General features: G+C 37.5%; 18 protein-coding genes. 4 read left to right on the top strand and 14 right to left on the bottom strand.

What is annotated here, in order from left to right; translation table 11 throughout:
* Positions 1-146: 146 nt before the first annotated feature.
* The gene (locus CXF85_RS12870; protein ID WP_101229063.1) at positions 147-692 is read left to right on the top strand and encodes a TrmH family RNA methyltransferase; all 546 of its coding nucleotides are present in this window, start codon (positions 147-149) and stop codon (positions 690-692) included.
* A 173-nt stretch (positions 693-865) separates the two neighbouring features.
* On the opposite strand, the gene CXF85_RS12875 is transcribed toward CXF85_RS12870, so the two are convergent.
* Positions 866-1216, bottom strand: coding sequence for a S41 family peptidase (locus CXF85_RS12875; RefSeq protein WP_101229064.1), 351 nt, complete (start codon positions 1214-1216; stop codon positions 866-868).
* Between the two features lie 438 nt (positions 1217-1654).
* On the opposite strand from CXF85_RS12875, the gene CXF85_RS23320 reads away from it, so the two are divergent.
* On the top strand, positions 1655-4027 hold the full coding sequence (locus CXF85_RS23320; RefSeq protein WP_101229065.1) for a S8 family serine peptidase: 2373 nt from the start codon (positions 1655-1657) through the stop codon (positions 4025-4027).
* 104 nt (positions 4028-4131) lie between these two features.
* On the opposite strand, the gene CXF85_RS12885 is transcribed toward CXF85_RS23320, so the two are convergent.
* The 10 genes from CXF85_RS12885 to CXF85_RS12930 form a co-directional block, all read right to left on the bottom strand.
* Entirely contained in the window at positions 4132-4743 is a 612-nt protein-coding gene (locus tag CXF85_RS12885; protein WP_101229066.1) for a 3'-5' exonuclease, read from the bottom strand.
* 137 nt (positions 4744-4880) lie between these two features.
* Entirely contained in the window at positions 4881-5558 is a 678-nt protein-coding gene (locus CXF85_RS12890; RefSeq protein ID WP_101229067.1) for a hypothetical protein, read from the bottom strand.
* Between the two features lie 364 nt (positions 5559-5922).
* Positions 5923-6792: a PD40 domain-containing protein gene (locus CXF85_RS12895; RefSeq protein ID WP_101229068.1), complete on the bottom strand. Its 870-nt coding sequence runs from the start codon at positions 6790-6792 to the stop codon at positions 5923-5925.
* Between the two features lie 478 nt (positions 6793-7270).
* Positions 7271-8098: a DUF3827 domain-containing protein gene (locus tag CXF85_RS12900; RefSeq protein ID WP_101229069.1), complete on the bottom strand. Its 828-nt coding sequence runs from the start codon at positions 8096-8098 to the stop codon at positions 7271-7273.
* A gap of 79 nt (positions 8099-8177) precedes the next feature.
* A complete protein-coding gene (locus tag CXF85_RS23325) occupies positions 8178-9389 on the bottom strand; it encodes a collagenase (protein ID WP_101229070.1) in 1212 nt (403 codons plus the stop codon).
* Between the two features lie 319 nt (positions 9390-9708).
* Complete coding sequence (locus tag CXF85_RS12910) at positions 9709-11118, bottom strand: sensor histidine kinase (protein WP_101229071.1); 1410 nt, start codon at positions 11116-11118, stop codon at positions 9709-9711.
* On the bottom strand, positions 11105-12484 hold the full coding sequence (locus CXF85_RS12915) for a sigma-54-dependent transcriptional regulator (protein WP_101229072.1): 1380 nt from the start codon (positions 12482-12484) through the stop codon (positions 11105-11107). The genes CXF85_RS12910 and CXF85_RS12915 overlap by 14 nt, the downstream gene beginning before the upstream one ends.
* Before the next feature lie 172 nt (positions 12485-12656).
* Positions 12657-15080 carry an FtsX-like permease family protein gene (locus CXF85_RS12920; RefSeq protein WP_101229073.1) on the bottom strand — a complete coding sequence of 808 codons (2424 nt, stop codon included), beginning with the start codon at positions 15078-15080 and terminating at the stop codon, positions 12657-12659.
* A 17-nt stretch (positions 15081-15097) separates the two neighbouring features.
* Complete coding sequence (locus CXF85_RS12925) at positions 15098-15829, bottom strand: ABC transporter ATP-binding protein (protein WP_101229074.1); 732 nt, start codon at positions 15827-15829, stop codon at positions 15098-15100.
* Positions 15830-15931: 102 nt separating this feature from the next.
* A complete protein-coding gene (locus CXF85_RS12930) occupies positions 15932-17188 on the bottom strand; it encodes an efflux RND transporter periplasmic adaptor subunit (RefSeq protein WP_101229075.1) in 1257 nt (418 codons plus the stop codon).
* Between the two features lie 364 nt (positions 17189-17552).
* Between CXF85_RS12930 and CXF85_RS12935 the strand changes: the two genes are divergently transcribed.
* Positions 17553-22133 carry an EAL domain-containing protein gene (locus CXF85_RS12935; protein ID WP_157829101.1) on the top strand — a complete coding sequence of 1527 codons (4581 nt, stop codon included), beginning with the start codon at positions 17553-17555 and terminating at the stop codon, positions 22131-22133.
* Between the two features lie 19 nt (positions 22134-22152).
* Positions 22153-22743 (top strand): DNA-J related domain-containing protein, encoded by a 591-nt coding sequence (locus CXF85_RS12940; RefSeq protein WP_101229077.1) that lies wholly within the window; start codon positions 22153-22155, stop codon positions 22741-22743.
* An 85-nt stretch (positions 22744-22828) separates the two neighbouring features.
* On the opposite strand, the gene CXF85_RS12945 is transcribed toward CXF85_RS12940, so the two are convergent.
* The 3 genes from CXF85_RS12945 to selD form a co-directional block, all read right to left on the bottom strand.
* A complete protein-coding gene (locus tag CXF85_RS12945) occupies positions 22829-23443 on the bottom strand; it encodes a hypothetical protein (protein WP_101229078.1) in 615 nt (204 codons plus the stop codon).
* 298 nt (positions 23444-23741) lie between these two features.
* Entirely contained in the window at positions 23742-24863 is a 1122-nt protein-coding gene (gene mnmH / locus CXF85_RS12950; RefSeq protein ID WP_101229079.1) for a tRNA 2-selenouridine(34) synthase MnmH, read from the bottom strand.
* The gene (selD, locus tag CXF85_RS12955; RefSeq protein ID WP_101229080.1) at positions 24863-25900 is read right to left on the bottom strand and encodes a selenide, water dikinase SelD; all 1038 of its coding nucleotides are present in this window, start codon (positions 25898-25900) and stop codon (positions 24863-24865) included. The genes mnmH and selD overlap by 1 nt, the downstream gene beginning before the upstream one ends.
* Positions 25901-26160 lie beyond the last annotated feature (260 nt).

Consider the following 26160-nt stretch of genomic DNA (forward strand, 5'->3'; position numbering starts at 1 on the left):
TCTTCATTGGATAAAGTCGCACAATCCTCGGCTTATCTCCAAGCCGCTATCAGCACAGAGAATGTCGGTCGTAAGGAAGCTAATAAATCAGCTCCCTACTGAAATATCATCAAATAAAAACAGTAGTAAGTAATTAGAGTAAAATCATGCATTCAAAAATACAAATGAGTAAAGAAGAGCTTAGAGAAAACAAACCCACGAGAAATGAATATTTAGATAAGCCAAAGCTGCCTTTAATCGTGGTATTAGATAATGTCACTAATAGCTACAATATTGGTGCATTTATTCGCTTAGCTGATGCTTTTGCTATCGAAAAAGTCATCGTTTGTGGCGCATTAACCATTTCAGATAAAAAAATGAAAAAAGCCTCACGAAATGAAGCTAAATGGGTGTGTGTTGAATATAGCGATAGTACTACCACCACATTACAAAGCTTATTAGATGATGGCTTTCAGCTTTACAGTGTTGAGCTATGCCAAGAGTCGGTTGATTACGCTTCAATAACTTACCCTGCTAAATCAGTATTAGTATTGGGTAATGAACGTAAAGGTGTCAGTGAAGAAGCATTAAAATTAAGTCATCAACAAATACACATTCCAATGTTTGGTATGGGTAACTCGTTGAATGTTTCCACCGCTGGTGCCATTGTTTTAGCCGAATGTGCTAATCAAATTAGAAAACAGCTACCGTAATACCAAAGAAATGCCCCAATAAATTACTTAAGAAAGTTACCTGCGGTAGTGATCTCAAGTATTTCCGTAATAAATGTTTATATTGCTCGGGCGAACAGAACTGTAGTGGCTTAAGAATTAGGCCACTACATAATCAATCAACAAATAAATCTATGCTTTTACTTTATGGGTAACTATTTAGTTAAAATATTATGTGCACTTTTTAATACCGAATCTTCATGATAAATATAATCATTCACTGTCGGTACCTGCTCTATATCAACCTCAACACCATTTCCTTCAAACAATTGACCGTTAGGCCTAAAAGAAATCATTGATGATAAGTTCAGCGTTAATTTAGAGTAACCTAGCGTAACAGGACGATTAGAGCCACTCATGCCAGCGGTGGCCTCGCCCATTAATGTTGTTTGTGGCAATAATTTAAAGGCATTAGCAAAACCATCAGAAGCACTTGCTGAGCCAGCATTAGTTAACACGATGACAGGCTTGGTATAGTGATATTGCTGCGCTTGGGGCTCTGCAATTCTATAAAGCCATTCACGGTAGTTTTGTCTTGGGAAAGACCATTGTGGTGAAAATGACCACCTCGCGGTCCAAAGCTTTGCTGCCGTTTAAGGCCATGCATTTTATAGTTAATCAATGCACCTAACTTATGATTTGGTGGCCTTTGAGATAATCGATGAGATAGTAATAAACGTCCTTCATAAAATTATGACATTTTTTCACATAAAAACGACAACAATACCGGTAGCCTACTGTTTTCAGTAGTTCCTAATAAAAAAACGTCGGTTTTTTGTTAAAACCTGTCGGTAATTTACTAGTTACATTACCGATAAAGATTCAATCTGATAAACGTTGGTTTTTGCTTAAGTCTTAAACTACCTCATAAAAATAATACGTAAAACAGTAGTCATAGGGCTGCTGTAATAAACGTTAAACACAAATGATGGAGTCAATATCAGATGAAAAATAATAACAAGCTTGTACTGAGTACTATAGCCTTATCCGTTTTAGCCGTGACTAGTGCCGCAAGTAATGCAGCACCTCAGGCGCAACTTAATAAAGCAAATAAAATGGCTACGGCGCAATCTTCAACGCTTAGTTTTGCACAGTGGCGAGCAGAGCAAAAACTTGCACGTACTGATTACACCGACAGATTAATTATTACCTTTAAAGATAAGAAGCAAGGTAAGACGGTTCCTCCTGGTCTAGCTAAAAAAATTGGTTTAAATTTAAAGCACGTTAAAATATTAAAAAATAATAGCCACGTAATCGCTCTTGATGAAATGCATGCAGTAAAAGATGTTGAAAAATTCATTGAAAAACTACGCAGACACCCTTCTGTTGTATCGATTGAACCAGATTACCAACGTTTTTTAATGGCGCAAAACCAACCTTGGGGCATCTCAAAGACCCAATCCGATCAATTAACAGACACTGATGCATCGAACATGACAGTGTGTATTATTGACTCAGGTTACGAACAATCTAACCCTGATTTAAATGCAAATAATGCGTCGGGTACGAATAACTCTGGTACAGGTAACTGGTATCAAAACGGTGGTTCTCACGGAACACACGTAGCTGGTACTATTGCTGGCGTAAATAACAGCGAAGGTGTTGTCGGTATTTTACCAAGCACTAACGTTAACCTTCATATTGTAAAAGTATTTAACGAAGCAGGTTGGGGTTACTCTGGTGACTTATCTGACGCAGTTGATACGTGTGTAAGCAACGGCGCTAAAGTTGTTAATATGAGTTTAGGTGGTGCAGGTTCAAGTGTTACTGAAAAAAATGCATTACAAGCTGCTGCTGATACTGGCGTATTATTAATCGCCGCTTCTGGTAATGATGGTGACGCGACTCTGTCATATCCAGCTTCTTACGACGTGGTAATGGCTGTTGGCGCTTTAGACAGCAATAACCAACATGCTGAATTCTCTCAATATACCAGTCAAGTTGAAGTATCTGCACCTGGTGAAGCTATTTTATCTACGGTTGCTGGTGATGGTCGTTTAGGTTTCATTACTGTCGGTTCAACAACTTATGGTAATGACAGTGTCGTTCCTCAAACGCATTACATTCAAAGTGCTGGTAACTTCGTTGTTAGCAATGTTGATGGTGCTGCCAATGGCGTATTATCAAGCTGTACCATTTCAGGTAGCAGCTACAGCTGTTCAAACGTGAATGGTAACATTTGTTTAGCTGAGCGTAATGACAACCAAAAAGGTAGTAATTACCCTGAGATAAACCCAGCTAAAGCGTGTGCTAATGCCGGCGCCTCTGCTGTTATCGTTTATAGTGACAGTACTCGTCCTGGCTTACAAAATCCTTTCCTAGTTGATGCAAATACTGACGTAACGGTACCAACCGTTTCTGTTAGCCGTGCATTAGGTCAACAACTAATGACTCAATTAGGCACTAACGCTAGTTTAACCGTTAATGGCTCACAAGATTATGCCTATTACAATGGTACTTCTATGGCTACGCCTCATGTAACTGGTGTTGCTGCATTAGTATGGAGCAACAACCCGAACTGTACTGCCGATGATGTACGTAGTGCATTAAAAAACACTGCGGTTGATTTAGGTGCAGCAGGTCGTGATGACAAAACAGGTTTTGGCTTAGTACAAGCAAAAGCAGCGTCTGATGCGTTAGCAGCGAGTTGTGGCGGCGGTACAACTCCTCCTCCACCACCAACAGGCAATACCCTTACTAATGGTGTAGCTAAAACTAACCTTGGATCAAGCACAGAGCTTAGCTTTACTATGGAAGTTCCTGCTGGTGCCACTGAGTTAAACTTTGCTATGGCTGGTGGTACGGGTGATGCTGATCTTTATGTTAAATTTGGTTCAGCACCAACTACGAGTAGCTATGATTGTCGTCCATATAAAGGCGGTAACACTGAAAGCTGTCCAATAGCTAGCGCTCAAGCAGGTACTTACCATGTGAAATTGATTGCTTACTCAGCATTTACTGGTGTTAACTTAACAGCTAGTTTCATTGAGCCGACTACGGGTGGCGGCGCTACTGGTGGTAGTGCTTCAGTAACAGATATTAGTGTTGCTCGAAGAGCTTGGACATACTATACAATTGATGTTCCTGCTGGCATGGCTACATTAGATTTTGCTATGAGCGGTGGTACGGGTGATGCGGATATGTATATTAGACGTGGTACTCAACCGACCTCTTCAACTTATGATTGTCGTCCTTACAAAAGTGGAAACACTGAAGCTTGTGCATTTACCAATCCAGTCGCTGATACATGGCATATAGGTGTTTACGGTTACTCTGCAGCAAGCGGTATTAGCTTAGACGTAACTTATAATCCATAATAAAATTATTGCCTAAACGGTAAAACTAAAAACCCGATACAAGGCAACTTGTATCGGGTTTTATTTATATTGATGTCGCTAAAACAGCATTAAATATTAGTAGACTATTTGCAACTGGCTAACAGCTTACCAACATTCGCTTTAGTCGCTTTAGTTAACTTCTGGATTAATGAAAATGGTACTTCATCAATACCCGCTTCGTGTTGAATATCATCTAACATGGCTAACCAAAGTTTTGCCGTCATTTCAGAATCGTATAACGCTCTATGGAAACTGCCGTTTGAGGCAATGCCTTTATAATTAATCAATGTGCCTAACTTATGATTCGGTGCACTTTGATATAATCGACGAGATAGCAATAACGAACAAGCGAACTGACCATCGTAATCTGACGAGATACGCTTTAACTCACTGTCTAAAAAACGTTTATCAAACGAGGCATTATGAGCGACAAGGTTTTGCCCTTGAATAAAATCAGCAAAACGTTCCATAACTTCATCACATGGCGCTGCTTTATTTAACATTTCATTGGTGATGCCTGTGTAATCGGCAATAAAATGACTTACCGGTCGTCCAGGATACATCAGCTCTTGAAAGCGTTCAGTGACCACACCATTTTCAAGTTTTACCGCACCTATTTCAATAGCTCTATCGCCATTATTAGGTGAAAGACCTGTTGTTTCAAAATCGAGAATTATTAGAGAATTTGCGTTCATAAAAGTAGTGACAGCTTAGTTTTAGATCAGTGATAGATTAGTTAACAATTAATGGCCGTTATTAACGATAGGAAACTCAACAGAATAACAGAATGATAATATTCACTTTAACATTCTGTTCCGTGCGGCCAAGTTATTTAATGAGATTTTACACCCTGAAAATCTTCAGTTTCAAAATATAAAGGTTTCATCGTGCCACAGTTTAGAAACTTATATTGAAGTTCAGTTTCTTTTGGTACTGGCGATGATGTAGTAAAGCGCCCTAAACAACTGGCTTCTAAATCAACCCCCAGTATGTGATCAAAGCTAGGTGCCTGCTGAATTCTATGAATATAGATTTTATAATTTTTTCTTAATGAAACAACATCATACTCTTGCTTTCTACTTGAAGGCTTGATGTCATCAAAAGTCCTAACATACAGTTTCTTATCAAAAGACAATGAAATGTTTTCATAAACTAGCATACCATCACGCTCAAAATGCCCTGCATATAAATCGGCCTGAATAACCATTTTCTCTCCACGCATTAAACGTTGTAAATTAAATGGCTTAGGCTTAATAGTAATGAGTTGGCTGTCTCTGATCGTTTGTAATACCGCTAAATTATTATTATCTAATTTATAGAGTAGTTGTACATTATGAGGTTTTTTATAAAGCGGCAAATGAGACGCATAAATACTAGAGCCCTGAGTGACTAAAACCATACCATGAACGCCCATATAGCTAGGGTCTAATGGCGGTAATGGTTTAACTTCATCCTCAGCAAAACTCACTTGACTTAATAAAAACAAAAGTCCAAATAACACTTTTTTCATAGAAAAATCCTCACTACATTTAGGTTGAAGATATTATCAGCAACCAAAAAATCAAATTCGATTTTGATATTATAGTTGTTTTTATCAAGCAAAAAAATGGTATCTATGTAAGATATTTAATTTATTTTTCTATTAAATTACTTCGAACTTTTGTGGATATTCACAAATAATGAGAAACGAATCACGTCATGAGAAAATTTAACATATTAGTTACGTTTTGTGATTGTTCCTAATATTGGAAATAAACCTCTCGTATGATCAAAGTTAGGTTTCGGATTAGATTTTGTATCGATAATGCTCTACTCCGCGGGCAATGGGAGCGTAACGAGTATTGCTCCGCAGAAGTAGCTTGTTATATGGTTTGCTATTTGGGGCGGAGCGTTTCAATAATTTGTGCATCCACCCAGTAGATATTTACCTCTTCGTTTCCGCGTTTTGTCCGCTTATCAAAGAATAGAAATTGTCCATCGGGTGACAAACTTGGATTTTTTTCAGAATGAGCGGTATTTATCTTGTCGCCCATATTAATGGCAGGGCCCCATGAGCCATCAGCCGCGCGATAACTGATATAAATGTCAGATCTGCCCTGTCCATCTTCTCTGACGCTATCAAAGATAATAAAGCTTTCATCCGGCGCAATATAAGGGTGGGCATTGTATCTGCCGATGCCAAACTGAGGACCCAATGATTTAGGCTCTTCATGTTTGCCGTCTACCAAGCGGGAATAACGCAAAGGAATATCCATCTTTTGACTATAGGTATCAAAGTAATACGTGCCGTTTGAAGACGCCGATAGCCTCATAATGTCTATATTTTCGAAGAGCTCGCCGAGGCCTTTTACCTCTGACCAACCATCGCTTGTGCGTTCTACATAAGCATTTTTTAAATAGATGGTGTTACCATCGGGTGAGATGGATGGTTCGCTCACAGCCGTCACGACAATAGACTTCTGCCATTGATTATTTTTATATTCAATGACATTCAAGGAATAAACTTCTTTTTCATCACGCCTGACGAAATAAAAGGTATTCATATCCGCCCCGAACATGCCCTCAATTTCAATAAATCCCTCTGTATTAACAATACCGGGCGCAAAAATCTCAGGTGTTGAGCCGGGTGGCGTTTGACCGAGATAGGGACCATCAGGGATGGAAATATCATCATGGCTATAACTAGTGTTGCTCATCACTAGAACAGAAAACAGTAGAACAATTGCAGTGCTAACACGCTTCATAATTTATACCTTATTTTGAAATCAACGAATTATTTAACTTCGCTTAAATGTGATTGAACAAAACATCAGTTTAAACAAGTCGATTCTAAAATACCTGACGTCTTTATGAATTTCAGCTGATTTTTTTCTGACGACAATAATCAACTTATTAGATGCATATAACGCTTTTTATGGAGACGCCTCAGTAACATGACTCGAGTAATTAATTAGAAAACATATGGAAAAAATTTAAAAGCTAAGGCCAGCAACGCGCATTTAGTTGCCATTATTTTCTTGCGATTTGTGAAATTTTTTATAATTTTCTCACTACTTTGATGCAAGAACTTTAATTCTTTTTATCAATCTAGCTACGGCCCATAAAATACGATTCAAGAATTCTCATAAGATGTGAATATCCACACTTTATCTTGTCTTATCTTTTTAAGTCATAAATAAAATCAGTACTTATTGGCCATAGAGATATCTGAAAAGATCACTATTAATACTGATATTGAGTACTGCTTTTAATAAGCTCATTCACGTCTATTTGTTGTTGATAACACTGTGCTAATGTATCTCGAGAAATAACAGTAATCAGCTCAAATTGATTCGCCTCATTATTACCTTTTAATACAATGTTAATATTTTCTCTGCTCGTTAATGCTTCAACAAAATTATTATTTTCACATAACAGCGTCACACTCTTAAGTAATAACTGCTTTAACTGATTAACATCGCTGGCAGCGTTTGATATGTCAGGCGTAGATACTGAATTTTCAGTATGCATGGCAGCTTCCATGTTTTTATTGTTCATTAGCACTGCCAGGGTTTTTCTTTGCTCAACAACCTGCTTCATTTCATCTTGAGTCTCGCGCAATATTTTATCAATATTATCTTGCTGATCTTCTGAGCTCGCCTGTTTACTCTTATTTTTCAGTGACTTTATCTTTTTACTTAATGAAAACTCATAATGAGCAGAATTTTTCGCCTGCATGCGTAATTCATTCAGTTCAAGATGGCTGTTACTTTTCGGCTTACTTTCCACTTGCGCATCTAGCTCATTACTTAATGCTTTATCATCCTGTCCAGGTAACTGTTTTGTTAGTTGTGATAGATTACTTTCAATCGAAAAAACAATACCCTGGCCATGTAAATATTGATGTTCAACATTTTCAATCAAGGTATTATCTGCACTTTCAGTATTTAAATATTGCTTAAGTTGCCTGCTGTATTCTTGATTATATTTTTTAATCTGTTCTAGAGAGTTAGCGCTAACCAAGGTTGGGCTAATCATAAAAATAACGAACAGCGATAAACGATAAATCATTTAAGCCTCCTTAACGTGTGAAAATAACCATTATCCAATACAAGATGAATAATGGTTAATCAATTATATTCCGAGTTAACTAATAAGAGGCTTTCGCGCTCAGATTAATATCCGCATAAGCTCTATAGCCATATACACCGATATAAATGGTATCTGATCCAGTTACATCAAGTTGGCAAGTTTCATCATTGCCTGATTGATTTGGACGACAATCGAATGAACCTTTAGTTGGATTACTTCCCACTCGAACAAATAAATCAGCATCACCAGTCCCGCCAGACATACTCACAACTAAAGAGCCTGCTGATTGTGGCGACACTTCAAAGTAAGTCCAACTTCTTCTATCACCGTTAACAGATTGTTCTAATAAAACATCAGTTGTTGGCTCTGTAGGTGGTTCCGTTGGCGGCTCTGTTGGTGGATCAATTGGTGGCTCAGTTGTGGTGCCGCCAGCTAAATCTATTAACCAATTTTGCCATTCTTGCTCATATGTTGCAGCGGCTGCATTTAAGGTAGCTTGATAATTAGTCCAGTCACCACTTCTTGTTGACGCTCTGATGCTACGAATATCATCCATGTAATTTTCAAACATGAAACGCACGCCTAAATATCCCCAACGGTATATTTCGTCCGAGGTATTACTATAACTGGTATTAAAAACGTCACTTAAACTACGATTGCCACCATTAGCATTAATCAATGCGATAGCGTCATCGTTTGAGTTTTCTAATGAGATATATTCGCCTAAACCTTCAGACCACCAAACAGTTGTGGTTGGATAATCAGAAAAGTTGCCTTTTAAATTAAAACGACCATCTAAATAATGGACATATTCATGCTTTAAATTCCAGATTTGGAACTCTGGACGTAACCAATCGGCTTCGTGGGCATAAAAAGCAGCTTGGTTATTTGCATCAGTCGCATTACCTTCGATATACATGCCACCATTATTGGTATTAATGCCGTAAAGTCGGCCAGCATAGCGATTATATTGGGTATAATCGTCAAAGATGATCATCAATAAGTCTTCATTCAAGTCATTAGAAATAGGGAGTTCATTAGTCTCTAATCTAGAATGAAAATAGCCTTCTTCAACGCCAACCTGATCACAAGAATCAGTAAACTGATTTGTAGTCATATCTTGAGCACGAAACTTTAATGTACCACTACAAGTATGTGTTAAGGGTAACAAACTGTCTTCAGAGAGCTTTCCTGCAGTCGCCGAATTAGCGATTAATATGATAGACGTTGCTAATAATGATGGTAAGAGATTTTTTAGTTTAGTAGTCATGTTTTCTCCGATTTATTTTTATTATCACATCCTTGTTATGTGTTTATTTTTAGTTGTTTGCATATCCTTGCCTGTTCATTTTATACACCACAAAACGGATAATGTATGCAATATACCCGACTCATCGTGTTTAATTGTTAAATAATACCTACTAATGTTAACGAGACATTGTTAAATAACAGGGTAAAATAATGTCAACATTCAATAATAAAACACAAGAATATCAGAGACAAAAAAACCAGCTTAGTGCTGGTCTTTTATTTTCAATTTGTGGGAATAAAATTAAATTACTCTCTGTAGGGTGATGCTCTTAGCAACATTATTGAGCAACATAGGGTAGCGATAAAACCACCTCAACACCTTGCTTAACCTGAAGAACACCCTGATGTGTATTTGGATGATTCTCTTGGTAATTATCTATTTTAATCGAGCCGTTATGATTAAATAAAATTTGTCGACACAGGGCTAATCCAATACCACTGCCTTGAGGTTTTGTGGTGTAAAATGGCACAAAGACATTACTTAAATTCGCAATGCCCGTACCGAAATCCCGAATGGTAATATGTTGCCAATTACCTTCTTGCATACTATCAATCTCAATGATTTTTTCTTCAACATTAGCCATTGCCTCAACCGAGTTTTTAAATAAATTTATCAGAACTTGTTCAAGCTGACTTTTATCCGCTTCAATTAACAACTCGGGGTCTAGTCGACAATGTATTTTGCACAAAGGATAAAGTATTGCCAATTTTTCAACCATTAACGCTAATTTAAATGCTGATTTATTGGGTTGGGGTAGCTGAGATAGTTGACTGTAACTGGCAATAAACTGGCTTAAAGAATCGGCCCGTTCATTAATAATGTTAACGCCCTCAAGTAACGACGCTTTAACCATTTCACTATCAGCCCTTTTTAATTTTTTCTGCATTGATTGACTGATAGCAACAATAGGCGTTAGTGAATTATTCATTTCATGGCTTAATACGCGCAGCAGGCTTTGCCACGCTTTACGCTCTTTCTCCATCAATAAACGTTCCGCATTTGTTAGCGTATAAAGTTGATGCCTTTTGCCATCACTTAAAAAGGACTCTTTAGATAAAAAGTGTTCTCCGGAAATAGGCCCTTCTTTAAACTCGATAATGCCGGCATTGCCGTTGATAATGTCATTGCCAATAGGTAAAGACGCTAATTGAATCTTGTCTATTTGAACATTGCTCACATTATCGACGTCTCCCAAAACAAGTTTATTCGCCGAGGCGTTTGCCATAACGATATAACCTTGCTCATCCGTTGCTAATACCATGGCATCCATTTGCTCCATGATGCGCTCTAATAACAAACGTGATTCTTTGGCTTCTATTTTATGTTTCGACAAAGTACCCGCTAAAACATTGACTGAATTGAGTAGCTCTTGAAACGCTTGATTGGTTTGTAATCGCCCTCTTAACGTGTAATCACCATCAATCATCGACTCGATTAAGTTAGATAGAGTACGGATTTGATACTGTGAATTTTGTCTGCTCGCCACCATAACAAAACTACACAGGAGTAATAAAACAATAAGGATAAAGGCAATTAAATAGCCTGACATTGCTGTTAAGAAAAGCGAGATGGCTGTGATGAGAAAACACGGTATACACACCAACAGTAATAATTTATGTTGGTTATCGCCGTGTTTAATTTTTGACTTACCCCAGAGTAATTGCCAAAGCTCTTTAATCCAGTTCATATTTACTCAAACGTCGATAATAACCGCTTCGGCTTAAACCTAAAGACTTAGCTGTTTCGGTGGCATTACCACGATGAAATTTCAGTCGTTTTATTAACGCCTTTCTTTCTATTTCATCGAGGCTTAAGGTGGGATCTTCCAAAGACTCAGTATTATCTACGTTATTATCGCCTGTTAACATCAACTCAGCGGTATCAATACTGTCTTTTTTACAGGTAAAAAGCACCCGTTCCATCATATGGCTCAGTTCACGAATATTACCTGGCCAGTTATATTGTTGCATTGCCATGATGGCTTGCTCAGAGAGTTTAGGACAAGCCCGGTGATATTTAACACTGAAAGATTGTAGAAAGTGTTCAGCTAGCGCGGGAATATCTTCAACGCGTTCACTTAACGATGGCACTCTTAACTCAATAGTATTTAAGCGGTAATACAGATCTTGCCTAAAGCTATTGTTTTTAATATCTGCCAATAAATCGCTGTTCGTTGCCGAAATAATACGTACATCTGCATGTAATGATTTACTACTACCCACCGCCTCAAATTGTTGCGCCTCCAGCACATGCAATAATTTAGCTTGTTGAGCAAAAGGAATATTGGCAAGTTCATCTAAAAACAAGGTGCCTTGCTCTGCCATTTCAAAGCGTCCGATACGACTTTCTTTCGCGTCAGTAAACGCGCCTTTTACATGACCAAACATTTCGCTTTCAAACAATGATTCAGGTATTGCCCCCATATTAACAGGTACAAATGAATGACTTTTTCGGGTAGAAACACTATGCACATACGCAGCAAGCATGCTTTTACCGGTACCATTATCACCGGTTAATAAAATGCTCATATCGCTTTTTGCTAAATCATCAAGGGTTGATAAGAGTGTTTGCATTGATTGTGATTGAGCAATGATGCCTGAACGACTACCTGGGTGAGCTTGCGAAGTGAGCAGCTGATTTTGCTGACTAAGTCGTTGGGCTTTTTTATCTGATTTTGCTAAGGCTAATTGATTGTCAATTGCGCTGAGCATGCGTTCATTTTTCCAAGGCTTTTGAATAAAGTCTTTAGCGCCCGCTTGCATAGCTTCAACCGCGATATCAATAGTCGCCCAGCCAGTCATCACGATAATAGGAATATTAAGTTCAAGTGCAGTGATTGCTTCAACGAGTTGAACACCTTCAGCACCTGAAGTTGTATCTTGCTGAAAATTCATATCAAGTAGAATTAAATCAACACTTTGAGTTTTTAAATTATCTAAAGCCGCCTGTGGCGTAGTGACCGCTAAAATATCAAAGCCTTCATCGGCTAACACAAATTTTAAACTGGCAATGATATTAATATCATCATCGGCAATAAGGATTTTTTTATTCACAAGCGCCTATTCATAAGTAGTTAAGTTATCGAGGTTATTCCTACACGTTCAATAATAGTAAAGAAATGAGCAAGAATTAGATAGTTAGCAGCGTCATTATCTTAATAAGGTATGAGTAAAAGGTAACAGATAGATAATACGTTACCTATCTGTTACCTCAGCCTGTATTCGTTTATTCGTAGCGTAACGCTATACTCGGCTCCATTTTAACGGCACGTTTGGTTGGTGCAAATATTGCCAGCATCACAATAATTGATAATCCAGTAACCACAGTAATAGCAATGCCGAAGTAGAGATATACCGGAAAGATTTCTTCAGTAAATTTATGAAAGCCAAACGAGATTAATGCAAAAAGCACTACCGCCAAGCCTAAACCAATAACCAACTGACGAGCCCCCTGCTTTAAAAACATTTGGGTGATATTTTTATCACTAGCACCAACAGCACGCCTAATGCCTACTTCATGCGTACGCTGAGCCACTGAATTTGCCGTTAAGCCATAAATACCAACCATGGCTAATAATAAGGCGAAAAAGCCAGTACCAAAGGTTACATTTGACATTAAGCCCATTGACTCCCGCATCATATTTCTGTTTTTACTGGCTAACTGAACAGGGTTAGTCATTTCAATAGAGCGGTCAGTATCAAACATTGCTTGATAGAAAATTTCTTCTGGGTTTTGTGTTGCCGGTAAAATACGATAATAAACGAGTTGAAAACTGTTGAAAAATTGTAGCCCAGATAAATAAATTTCATCCGCGCTGTCTAATCGGCTAAAAAGTGTAGAGGGATTCATACGATCGGTAATAACACCAACTACAAACACTTTTTCGCTTTTATCATCAACGTCTATTTGAAAACTCTTTTCTAAAGCAGACTCACCAGGCCAATAACGCTTAGCCATAGATTGGCTTATAAGCACTGTTTTACGGCGCCCGACCTTATCGAGATGAGTAAATTGTCGACCTGCCACTAAGTTAACACCCACCGTTGCGGTATCACCAATAAGAGTAATGGCATCAATTTTAGGTTTGCTTTCTTGGGAAGCATAATCTACTCCTTCTAAAGTCACCGCTGATGCGCCTAACCAATTAAGTGAAACAACGTTAACAACCTGTGGATGTTGTTTAATGCGTTCTGTTAATGATTGAAATAATGCTATTTGTTGTGCTGGCTCAGGGTATTTATTTTCAGGAATAGACATTCTTACTGTCATCACTTCGCTATAATCATCGCCCAATTCTAGGTTAATAAACTTATGTGAGATGTAAGCAGAAACAGAACCAATTAACATTAATGTTGCGACCAAAAACACTTGACTGGTGACTAATATTCTCGATATTTTTCCTGCTTTTTTACTTTGCGCACCACGAGTACCGTCTCTTAAAGTGGTATTAATATCTTGTCTAGCTGAGCGCCATGCAGGTAAAAATGCTGATAATAGAATAGTTATAAGAGTAAATGCGATACCCATTAACAACGTCCGTAGATCCATGCCCCAATGCCACCAAAATGAACCACCCGTTGGAAGCCATGAGTGAAAAGCAATTTCGGTATAATCTAAAGCGGCACCTACTAGTAATAATGATAAGATGCCACCAACCGTTGAAATAATAACGCCTTCCCACATTAACTGGCTAACTAAGCGAGAAGTTGTTGCCCCCAAAGCAGCACGAATAGCGGTTTCTTTTTGACGTTCAATCGTACGTGCCAGTAATAAATTTCCTACATTGATACAAGCAAGTAATAAAATTAGCCATGAAATACCATTTAAAAAAACAAAAACGATACTGCCTTGTCCACCGGTTTGCGCTGCTTGAAATGACATAATCTTCGCGCCTTTTTCAAACGCGGGCATTTTATATAATTCAATATTCTGTTGATAAACTTGGTTAATGGCTTGCCCCAATTCCAACTCAGCTTGCTCAATTGATATATCAGCTTTAACTCGGCCATAGGCATTATAGTATTCACTTTGCTGTGCCGTTGCGTTAAAGACATCGTCAGAAAGTGGCAACCAAAGTTGCGAGGTATTAGGGAATAAATACCCTTGTGGCATAACTCCGATAACATCAGTGATAACACCATTTAATATCATGGTTTTTGATAAAACATTTTCATCGCCATTAAGCTCTGATTGCCAGGTTTTATAGCTAATTAGTGCCACAGGAATTGCACCTACTTTGGTATCTTGTGCTTGAATCGTTCTACCTAAAATGGGCTTGGTACGGCTAAATTCAAAAAAACCACTTTGTACAAAGCTACCTGAAATATCTTTACCCGACTGGTCAACAGACAAACGAATATTACGATTATCATAAACACCAAATTCAATAAAACTTGTTACATTATCTTTAACATTAATATATTCGTAACCTGTGATTAAATTATAGTTTCCATCAAATTCAACGTTAATCGCTTTTGCAGTCTCTGCTTCAGGTATCGGTAATGGTTTGTAAACCATGGTATATAAAAACGAAAAGGTGAATAAACTAATCGATAGCCCACCAATTAATACACCTAAGGTCATCGCGGTAAATTTAGGCGCTTTAAATAACAAACGAAAAGCGTATTTAATATCTATTAACATCGACATGGTACTTCTCCTAAGGTCTATCCTGCAGCCAATTCAACCGGTTTAAAGGTCGTTTTACGTTCATGATTAATATTGTCTTTAATCAATTGTCCATCAAACATTTCTAAGCAACGACTGGCTCTTTTCGCAGAGGAAGGATCATGGGTTACCATGCAGATAGTTGCGCCGTCATGATGAAGTTGATCAAATAACTGTAAAACCGCTTCGGCATTTTTTGAATCTAAGTTACCGGTCGGTTCATCGGCAAGAATAATGGCGGGATCATTAACTAAGGCTCTAGCAACCGCAACTCGCTGTTGTTGTCCTCCCGATAACTGTGACGGGTAATGATTTTTTCTATGCCCCATTTCTACTTTTGCTAAGACTTCATTCACTTTATCTTCAATGAATTTTTTCGATTTACCTGTTTGATAGGTCAACGGCAACATAACATTTTCAAATACGGTAAGGTCTGAAATTAAGTTAAACGATTGAAAGACAAATCCTATTTGTTCACTACGTATTTTTGCTCGTTGATCCCTTGTTAACGCAGAAACATTGCTATCGGCTAAATGATAATGACCAACACTCGGCGCATCTAATAACCCTAATAAGGATAACAAGGTTGATTTACCACAACCTGACTGACCACTTAAAGAAAGGTATTCTCCTTTATTAATAACTAGGTTAATACTGTTTAACGCGCGTGTTTCTATATCTTCAGTTAAGAATGTTTTACTAATATCTTTTAAGGTGATGAGTGCTGTCATAATTATTTCCTTATCGTATCAGCAAGTAAATTTTTGCTGACTTTAATTTATTGAATGTGGGTAGCAGTAACAATTTGTTGTGTAACTATTTAATAAATAATGTTAATTAATCTTTATTTCTTGATGCTCTTGCCAGCTTGAAGTGTCTGAAATGATAATTTCATCGCCAGCCACCAAGCCATCTATAATTTGAATTTTATTAACTGAACTTTGACCTAAAGCCACTAAATGCTTACTAGCAAATTGCTGATCTTGGCTCAATTTAAACAGAGCTGTTTTTGTATGTCTTGGGGCATATACTGGACGTTTTACATACAAAGTATTTTCAATATTACTAATGGCAATTAATCCATCAACCGTCAATTCAGGGCGAGCTTCAGCGGGCAAGTCACTGGTTAATTTTATATCAACTAACACCATGCCTGCTTTTACTGCTGGGTCGATGCGTATCACTTCACCAATAATTTCACTGGTACGCGTATCAATAGTGACTAATTGGCCTAAGGAAATATCCCTTACTCGCACTTCTTGTACCTGTAATTCGGCAAACAAAGTGTTTTGATCGGCCACTAAAGCCACGCTATCGCCCACTTGAGCACGTTCACCCAGCTGTAGTGATACTTGTTGAACAACACCTGATATTGATGACCTCACCTGCAGCGCAGCAACTTGCTCTTGCACACGTTGATAATTATTTTCAACTAAGCCAATACGGGCTTGCTGAGCAATTTTTGTTGCTGTCATATTCGCTTTCATTTTTTCAGTTTTTTGTTGTTGAGCGCGCCAATATTGCATTTGTTGCTTTACCGTCAATTGGCTTCTTTGATACTCAAGTGCAGAAACTGTCGCATTACCTTGCGCTAATAATGCGGTCTCAGCATCCAATTTTAGTTTCGCTGATTGATAGCTATAATCTGCGGACAGAACTGAATTTTCTAAATCAACCATCTGAGACTCTAGCATTACAAAGGCGACATGACTTTCAGCTTTTTTAGCTTCGAGCTCCCAACGTGCCTTTTCTAAATTACGATGTAATTCAGGATTAGATAAGTGTACAAGCACATCACCTTTATTTACTCTCGCGCCAGCTTTAACGAAAACTTGTTCTGCCCTACCTGAGACTTGTGATGATACCCAACGAATATTTAGCGGTTTTAATACACCCGTTGCCCGTACATTCACTCGAAAATCACCCTGCTCAACTTTGGCTGTAACAACAGCGTTTCTTTCAATAAAGTAAGAGGCATTACCTAAAACATTTCTTAATGAATAAGTACCCATAAGTAGAATAACAGCAGGTAAAACATACCAGTGTTTTTTCCAAAGTGGTTTTTGCACAGCTTGTCTTTGTATATCCATGAGTCATCTTATTTTCGTTAATGCGATGATTAGTTATTACAAGTCTTGTGCCAAAGTAGAATTAAAAAATAAACCGTTGATTATATAGCACTTTATAAACGACTAACTTTTAACTATATGAGGGAGTGTATCAATTACGACACAGTGTTTATTGCCGAGAGTCGCAATTGTGATACAAGCAATAGTACGATTGAAAAGCTGTGTATTTAAAATAACAAACGAAGTGCTAAAAACACAGTGTAATGTCATGCACAAATAACCATCAGTTACACAAGAATTAAATGTACTATAATCAATATTACTTGCTTTTGAGAGTATTACTGGGTTGTTACATTCACCTGATTTAATAAGTCGTGGTATTAATTTGAAATCTGTACAGCTTACAAAAAGTCATCGCCCTTTAACCAAGTTTTTTGTTGCCCTTATTTTATTAATCCCTCTATTTACTTACGCAAAATTTAACAACATAGTACTCGATCAAATTACGGTTAAAGACGGGTTATCGCAGGTATCGATTAATAACATTAGTCAGGATGATGATGGCTTTATTTGGATATCAACAGAATCTGGTCTGGAAATATATGACGGCTATAGCTTCATTAAAATAGCAGGACCTGACAAAGACTTTTCACAATACGATGCAGGAAAGGTCTACCAATCCAATGATGGACTAATTTGGATTCAGCTTTTCGGTAAAGGGCTCTATACCTTTGATAAAAAGACTAATCAATTTGATTTAAAATTAAGTAATAGCAAATTAGAGCCTGATGATTGGATCATAGATTACCAGGTACAAAGTGATGGTAAAGCTTGGATTGTAACAAACAAATATCTAGCCACAATTGACGTGAAAACTAACGTTTATAAACAAGTATTCAACTTAAAAAAGTATCTTGATGTCCCTACCAAAATACAGCAATTAACGTTACATAATGACTATCTGTATATAGCCAGTAAGCTAGGGACTATTGTCTACCGAATATCTACGGGTCAAGTTGCTAAATTACCCACTATTAATGAACAATCTACGCTGAATACTAATTTAATACCGATACAAGCTAATAAAATATTTTCATTAAATATTATTAATAAAATATTATATTTGGGCACTAATGATGGAGTTTTTTCGTTAGATATTCAGACAATTGATTCACTATTCTCTAAAAATAATGATGCTAACTTACCTAATTACAAAACTCTTTTTGAGCATGTCTCAGTATGGGCGTTTTTTATAGAAAATGAGCAGTTAATAATAGGAGCCACGGACGGACTGTACCGATATAACACCAAGTTAAATGAAGGGATGTACTTATTCAGCTTTGATCAATACGACCCTTCTTTTGCCAATAATACCGTTAAATCTTTAATGATCGACAAGGATGGCTATTACTGGCTAGTTAGCGTTAGCAAAGGTTTGCTTAAATGGAATCCTAACTTAGAGTTAATTGAGAACTATGGCTATTACAAAGGCAGAGATAATAGTTTAACCAGTAATAAGGTCACTGATATTTTACCTGATAAAAATAATGAACAATTACTTTGGATATCGACAGATAATGGCTTAAATTTACTTGATAGAAATACGCATAAAGTTGAAAAGCTGCTTGCTATTAAAAACTCTAAAACAACATTTACTGAAAGTAATATAACGTCATTACAACATGGGAAAAACGAAACAATTTGGTTAAATACTTCAATTGGCTTACGGCTTTTTGATATTAAAACCAAATCCATTATACCGATCCCCTTTGGAAAAAAGATTGCAGAAAAAATAACAGGTGAATATCCCGAGTACTTCACTACTGACCAGTACCTCTGGTTTACTCAAACTAATAAATTACTCATGATTGATATGGAGTCTGAACTATTAACTGATTTCAGTAAAATAATGACCGATGCGGGCATTAAGGATATCTGGTATTTGTTTAAACCTTCAAATGCGAATAGTGAAATTTGGTTTAGTACAGCAACAGCCTTATGGACTTTTAATAGTGATACTCAGGTGTTCAAGAAAATATACGAACATAGCGAGATGAACAATGATGAGTGGGGTTTTATTGATAGTTTTGTTATTGATACCGAACACTCCCTACTCTGGTTGGCTCATGCCTCAAAAGGTATTTACGGGGTTTCCTTAGATACACACGAGATTATCCATACTTTTAACAGTGAAAATAGTATTCTAGATAACAACCTTTATGGCCTATATCAAGATTCCCAAGGAGATCTTTGGACATCAACTCATGACGGTATTTATTCTATTGATACACGCTCTTTTCATATAAGAAAATATGGTATCCATCATGGTTTTTTAGGCATGGAGTATAACTCTGGCGCCCATGCCCAATTAGCCAATGGTGACTTAGTTTACGGCTCAATGAATGGTGTATCTTTTTTCAATCCTTTGGATCTAAAAGAAAAAGGCGTGCTCAGTAATCCAGACGTTTTTGTCACTAAAGTCGATCTCCTCACTCGCCATTTAGAAGATGCCTATATATTTAATTCAGACAAAATAATAGAGCTTAAATATGACGATGTAGGCATTAGTGTTGATTTTACTACTTTTAATTTTTCAAAGTCTAAAGATGTTTTATTCGAGTATTCTTTAACAAGTAAAAGTATCGTCAATTATCCATTAACTTATGAAAATCATATTGTTTTTCCTAGCTTAGAATCAGGTAAACATACTTTATCTATTCGAGCAAAATCCCCCATTACCGGCAATTACTCACAACCAATCACTATCAAATTTAACGTTTCTTATGCACCATGGGCATCACCTACTGCCTATATTCTGTATGCTATTTTACTTATCTCTGCATTTAGCCTTTGGTTAAATAAAAGGCGTAAACAACGTGCTGAACTATTATCGGCCCATGAACAAGTCATTTTTAGAGAAAACCGTTTACAACTGGCATTAAAAGGGAGTAACAGTGATGTGTGGGATTGGCACGCCGATGCGAATAGCTTTTCTGCGAATCGCTTTAAACATAAAGTCAGTCTCATTGAAAATGCTTACACCTTTCCTATAAAAGTATTTATTAATGAAATTCATTCCGATGATAAAGCAAATTTTTTAGCTACTTGGCAACGATTCATCTACGCAGCAGATGTTAATGAAACCTTCTCTTGTACTTATCGATTAAAAGGCGAAGACAAGGAATGGCTATGGTACAAAGACTTAGGGAAAATTGTCGAAGTTGATAATAAGAAAAATCCAAAACGCGTGACGGGATCCTACACCAATATCACCCAATCTAAGGTTGATGAAGAACGTGCTCAATATTACGGCGAAGCATTTAGACAGACAAAAGATTGGGTGCTAATCATCAATCAAGATTTCACTAAAGTTACCTCAAATCAAGCCATGAGAAACATATTCGGTTGGAAAGAAGAGCAGTCATTTGATGGCGCATCAATGGGTATCAGTAAAAAAAGGATAAAATATTATAGCGATATCGTTTTAAGCTTAGGTGTCAATGATCATTGGCGTGGAGAAGAGCTAGTTACCTCTACCGCCGGTGATAAATATCACGTCCTGGTCAAAATTAATGTCGGTATTAATAATAATGGCAGCCTTCACTATATTATGGTTATGACAGATATTACCGCTCAAAAGCAAGCGGAAAGTGAACTGCGCTATATGGCTAATTATGATCATTTAACAGGGCTACCTAATCGAAGTTTACTCATTGAACGCATTGACCATGCAATAGAGCTATCAGCAAGAAACAAAAATAGTTTAGCAATATTTTTTATTGATTTAGACCGTTTCAAACAAGTCAATGATACCTTAGGTCATGATGCTGGCGATATATTATTAAAAGAAGTGACACAACGATTAACGAATGTATTACGTCAAGATGATACTTTAGCAAGGCTAGGCGGTGATGAGTTTGTTGTCTTGTTAGAAAAGTTTTCATCATCTGATAAACTTTCTCAAATAGCGCAAAAAATTATTAATACTGTTGAACAACCGGTAACACTGCAAGACACCATGGTCAGTATTGGTTCAAGCATAGGTATTTCTATGTACCCTGAAGATGGTATTGATTCAGCTGAACTTCTGAAAAGTAGTGATATTGCAATGTACAGCGCTAAACAGAATGGTCGAAATAATTATCAATATTTTAAACCTTCAATGAATGAAGCGGCAGCAAAACGGTTAGTACTGGAGACAAACTTAAAACAAGCAGTAAAAGAAAAGCAATTTATTAATCACTATCAACCTATTGTTAATGCACACCATGGTAAAGCTGTTGGCGCAGAGATGTTAATGCGCTGGCCTACCGACAAGGGCATGATTTCACCCGTTGACTTTATTCCTTTAGCTGAAGATTTACATCTTATTATTTCTATGACAGAAACCGCCTTAACAACCGGATTACAAGACTTACTGACATGGCGAAGCTTCCGATCTGACTTTTACTTATCTATAAATATTTCTGCTAGTCATTTTAGCAAAGGTGAATTAGTTACTTTGATTACCTCAATGTTAAACGACTTTAATTTACCTACCTCAGCAATAAAAGTAGAAGTTACCGAGTCTGCATTTATCACTGAACCTGAAAAAGCCATTGAGAAGATGAACCTGCTACAAGCTTTAGGTATCAAGTTATCCCTTGATGACTTCGGCACTGGTTACTCGTCATTATCTTACTTAAGATTACTGCCATTAGATGTGATAAAAATTGATAGAAGCTTTATCTCTAATATTGGCCAAAATAATGCTGATGAAGCGATCATTGAAGCAACTATCAGTCTAGCTGAAAATTTAGGAATGAGCTGTGTCGCTGAAGGCGCTGAAACAACAGAACAAATCGACTTCCTCGTAGCTAGAAAATGTCATTATATTCAAGGGTATTTTTACAGCAAGCCATTACCAAACAGCCAAATTATTTCACTGTTAGAAATGAATGCATCTGAGTACAAATCGCAGATATAACTTATTAGAGTGAGCTCAAATGGATCCGAAACAAATGACCAATCCTTTGATTATTTCGATACTGGGGTATTTAAGAGAGAAGAACAGCTCCTGCTCGCTGATTGATTTGGTGAACCTTTGTGAACAGGACTTTCTTTCGCTTATTCTAAAAGATATCGATCCTCAGATAGTTATTTTCCAAAAGAATTTTTTTGTGATGAACGCGCTTTATCAAATTCAACAAGATATTCAAAAAGAGGGATTTTTACTAACAATATTTCCATTAGAAATCTGCATTATTCCGAATCACCTTGGCGCGAAAGAAGCCCTAACTACGCGTGACACTAACTTGGCCAGCTACTATTTGGACTGGTCTAATTTGAGTAACATATCTGTTGAAGAGGTTGAGACACTCTTCGCTAGTTTTTGGCATAGATATCGTGCTGTTGATAAGGTTGATGATGCGCTAACGACCCTAGGGATCGATAAAGATATCGGCTGGTTTGAGATACGTAAAGCTTATCAAAAGAAAATTATCACTAACCATCCAGATAAAGGCGGCTGTGCCGATGTCTTTATCGAAATCCGAAAAGCCTACGAAATTTTAAGATTCCGTTATCATGGAACTTAACGAAAATTCTTTCTTTTTGCGCGTTAGCTGATGTGCTTCTAACTTTCCTGTGACTAACTCTATTTTATCTGGTCTACTCATTAATTTAGGTACTAACGTTAATAGTCCGTTGTATTGATGCTTGACTCACACTGACCTCTATTCCTATCTCTCTTGATGTTAAGCCCTCACCATGTAACTTCATTATCCGTAAATGAATAACCTCAGTGATAGCATTAGGAAGACCAAAAGCAACAGCATAACCATTTTTAGCTTCTTTCTTTTTAGCGATGGAAGGTCTATGTATGGGTAGTGTTGTTTTTCTTTTTTTATGAACAACGGGAGCCGTTGATGAAATTGGTTCGAGTATTTGTGCTGTATTTTTTTGTTCGATCAATAGCGGTATCGCTTTACTCAGTGCTTTTTCTACAGCACGCGTAATGATATCTTCAAGTTCATCATGAGTTAGAGTAACTGTGTTATTTTTTTTAGATGTTTTACTAGATGATTTCACAGCGACATACTGCGACTTTTTAACTAACTTATTCTGAGACACCTTAGATAACGGGCCAAAAACAGCTATTAACTCAGTAGTGTCAATTTGTGGATTACCTAACGTATCACGTATAATAGTTAGCTTTCCGCTAGCTATGTATCGCTGAATTGTTCTTCGTGATTTCTTTACTAGTAATGCGCTATCAGTGATATTGTGAATAGCCATACGACACCTTTTTCATTGTTATTTTACTGCGACATATTAGATGCTTTGATGAGAGGAGAGTCAATACGAGAACAGAGAAAATTAATACTATTGTTGGATTTGGTACTAAAAACTTTAATGCCGCCTTTTAATTAATTATAAAGCCGAATTAAAGTAGTTAGCTTAAATGAGTTGTTTCGTTACTCATTTAAGCTTAATCGATTTAGTTAATATAAATTACAATAGATGAAGTTAAAGTGAAATATGATTTTTAAATTTACTGATACCGTAGAACTGAGCAGATCATGAAAATTAGGTTTTAGTCATCGTGTAAAAAAGCTAAACATTCCGCATTATTACCACGAAATATAACTCTCTCGGCTTTTAGACCTAACTGATATTGATACATAGGATCATAGTATTCGCTAAGCAAAGGTTTTAACCAATCCAAGTGATATTGCTGTTGACCCTTTTGCTGCTGAGTTAACGCTGCACTCTGTATTTCTTTTAATTGCCCATAACGCTCTGTACCCATGCGTTTTCGTACTTTGAATAAACCATGCTGCAAATATTCACTGAAGGCGATAAAACCTTGCTCAACACCATAAGCAGCTTGGTACTGTGCTGTCATTTTTATAATGTATTCTTGATAAATCTGCTCAAGTCGATAGTCTAAGCTTTCTTCAATCACCACTATTGGCGCCAATACCATCGCTTTGCGTAAACTTTCAGGTAAATGAACCCCACCTATTGCCCTGCCTTCATCTTCTAGGATCAACCGTTGATCTAAAGAAAAGTTACCCCTGATGTATTGCTCAGCCAGTTTATTTTCAAAATTTATTTGATTTGCTTGCGGTGTAACGAAACCTCCAAAACTTGAGCCTCGATGCCCCGCTGCGCCTTCTAAATCTAAACTATTAACACATTGAGTCAAAAAAGGCGTTTTTCCACTACCGGTATTACCGGCTAAAATAATAAATGGATGTAACGCTAGTTGTTCAATTTCATTCAACAAAAACTGACGAAGTGCTTTATAGCCCCCAGTAATCAGTGGATAGTTAATGCCAGACTCTTTTAACCAACGCTGTACTGTTTGCGAACGTAAACCACCACGAAAACAATACAGATAACCCTGTGGATTTTCTCGTGCAAAGTCTTGCCATTGTGCCAATCGATTTGCTTTACTCTCTCCTGAAACTAGCGCGTTACCCAACGTAATGGCGGCTTCTTGTCCCTTATTTTTATAACAAAGACCCACTTCCGCACGTTCATCATTATTCATTAGTGGGTAATTAATCGACTGACTAAAAGCGCCTTTTTCAAATTCAACCGGCGCCCGTACATCCATTAAAGGTGTTTTATTACAAATAATAGCGCGAAAATCAGCACTGTCGGCTCGCTCTGTTGTTGAGCGGTTGCTTTCTGAAGTATTTATACTCATTACAATAAACTCACTGTTGGCGCGCTTGCTACTGCCGCCACAAGTTCGCCAATAGGTTCCAGGCTCAGACCATTATCATGACATAGCGTTTCAAAAGCTTCTTTACCTGCTGGCTGTACTGCGACAAGTAAGCCGCCACTGGTTTGAGGATCACACAGAAGTATTTTTTGTTTTGGGCTTAACGGTCCGACGTGTTCGCCATAGCTGACAAAGTTTCGATCACAGCCACCAGGTACACAACCTTGGTCAATATAATCATGAACGAAGTCAAGGGTTGGTACTTTCTTAAAATCGATTACAGCAGCAACTTCGCTACCTTGGCACACCTCTAATAGGTGTCCTAATAGTGCAAATCCGGTCACATCGGTCATTGCAGTAACCGTATCAAGTGCTGCGAATTTTTGCCCTATGGTATTTAAGGTTTTCATTACTTGTGGCGCTAATTGCGCATGTTCAGGTAACAATTTCCCTTGTTTTTCAGCTGTGGTTAAAATGCCAATACCTAACGGCTTAGTTAGATATAAAAGATCGCCAACCCCTGCGGTATTATTTCGCTTAATATCAGTAGTATTAATTAAGCCAGTAACCGCCAAGCCAAAAATAGGCTCTGGCGCATCAATTGAATGACCTCCCGCTAACGGGATCCCCGCTTCAGCACAGATAGCTCTAGCGCCATCAAGTACTTGCTGAGCTATTTCTGGTGCTAAAAGATTAACTGGCCAACCCAAGATAGCTATCGCCATTAGTGGCTTTCCGCCCATAGCATAAACATCGCTGATGGCATTACAGGCGGCAATTTTACCAAAGTCAGTCGGGTCATCGACAATGGGCATAAAAAAATCAGTAGTGGAGATCACGGCTTGGTTATTACCAATATCAAAAACAGCCGCATCATCTTTGGTGCTATTCCCCACTAAAAGTGCGTTGTTCTCGGGCAAAGTCAGTGATGATTTTAGCATCACATCAAGTACGGCTGGCGAAATTTTACAGCCACAGCCTGCGCCGTGTGAGTATTGGGTCAAGCGAATTGGTGTCATGGTGATTCGTATAAAAGAGTAAGCAAGTAGCTAATTTACAGTAATACCGCCGCTGTTACACCTGCCTATTACTATTTAGTTGTTGGCATTGGTGTAAACCATCAAAAAATATCAGTCAAACCAAGACGATTAAATTTATTGCTAACGCTGCCTTAGCGATTCAGTAAAAACTGCATTAATAGAGTATTAGATGACCTGAGTAACTTGATGTAAGTAAACTGTTAATATAGATTACAGTAATAGTGTTATTTAAAAGGATT

This window comes from Colwellia sp. 75C3 (assembly GCF_002836255.1).
GTDB lineage: Bacteria > Pseudomonadota > Gammaproteobacteria > Enterobacterales > Alteromonadaceae > Colwellia.

What these genes read in the sequence shown, in the direction of transcription:
- CXF85_RS12870 (WP_101229063.1), top strand. Translation starts at nt 147, where the DNA reads ATGCATTCAAAAATACAAATGAGTAAAGAAGAGCTTAGAGAAAACAAA.
- CXF85_RS23320 (WP_101229065.1), top strand. Translation starts at nt 1,655, where the DNA reads ATGAAAAATAATAACAAGCTTGTACTGAGTACTATAGCCTTATCCGTT.
- CXF85_RS12885 (WP_101229066.1), bottom strand. Translation starts at nt 4,743, where the DNA reads ATGAACGCAAATTCTCTAATAATTCTCGATTTTGAAACAACAGGTCTT.
- CXF85_RS12890 (WP_101229067.1), bottom strand. Translation starts at nt 5,558, where the DNA reads ATGAAAAAAGTGTTATTTGGACTTTTGTTTTTATTAAGTCAAGTGAGT.
- CXF85_RS12895 (WP_101229068.1), bottom strand. Translation starts at nt 6,792, where the DNA reads ATGAAGCGTGTTAGCACTGCAATTGTTCTACTGTTTTCTGTTCTAGTG.
- CXF85_RS12900 (WP_101229069.1), bottom strand. Translation starts at nt 8,098, where the DNA reads ATGATTTATCGTTTATCGCTGTTCGTTATTTTTATGATTAGCCCAACC.
- CXF85_RS23325 (WP_101229070.1), bottom strand. Translation starts at nt 9,389, where the DNA reads ATGACTACTAAACTAAAAAATCTCTTACCATCATTATTAGCAACGTCT.
- CXF85_RS12910 (WP_101229071.1), bottom strand. Translation starts at nt 11,118, where the DNA reads ATGAACTGGATTAAAGAGCTTTGGCAATTACTCTGGGGTAAGTCAAAA.
- CXF85_RS12920 (WP_101229073.1), bottom strand. Translation starts at nt 15,080, where the DNA reads ATGTCGATGTTAATAGATATTAAATACGCTTTTCGTTTGTTATTTAAA.
- CXF85_RS12925 (WP_101229074.1), bottom strand. Translation starts at nt 15,829, where the DNA reads ATGACAGCACTCATCACCTTAAAAGATATTAGTAAAACATTCTTAACT.
- CXF85_RS12930 (WP_101229075.1), bottom strand. Translation starts at nt 17,188, where the DNA reads ATGGATATACAAAGACAAGCTGTGCAAAAACCACTTTGGAAAAAACAC.
- CXF85_RS12940 (WP_101229077.1), top strand. Translation starts at nt 22,153, where the DNA reads ATGGATCCGAAACAAATGACCAATCCTTTGATTATTTCGATACTGGGG.
- CXF85_RS12945 (WP_101229078.1), bottom strand. Translation starts at nt 23,443, where the DNA reads ATGGCTATTCACAATATCACTGATAGCGCATTACTAGTAAAGAAATCA.
- mnmH (WP_101229079.1), bottom strand. Translation starts at nt 24,863, where the DNA reads ATGAGTATAAATACTTCAGAAAGCAACCGCTCAACAACAGAGCGAGCC.
- selD (WP_101229080.1), bottom strand. Translation starts at nt 25,900, where the DNA reads ATGACACCAATTCGCTTGACCCAATACTCACACGGCGCAGGCTGTGGC.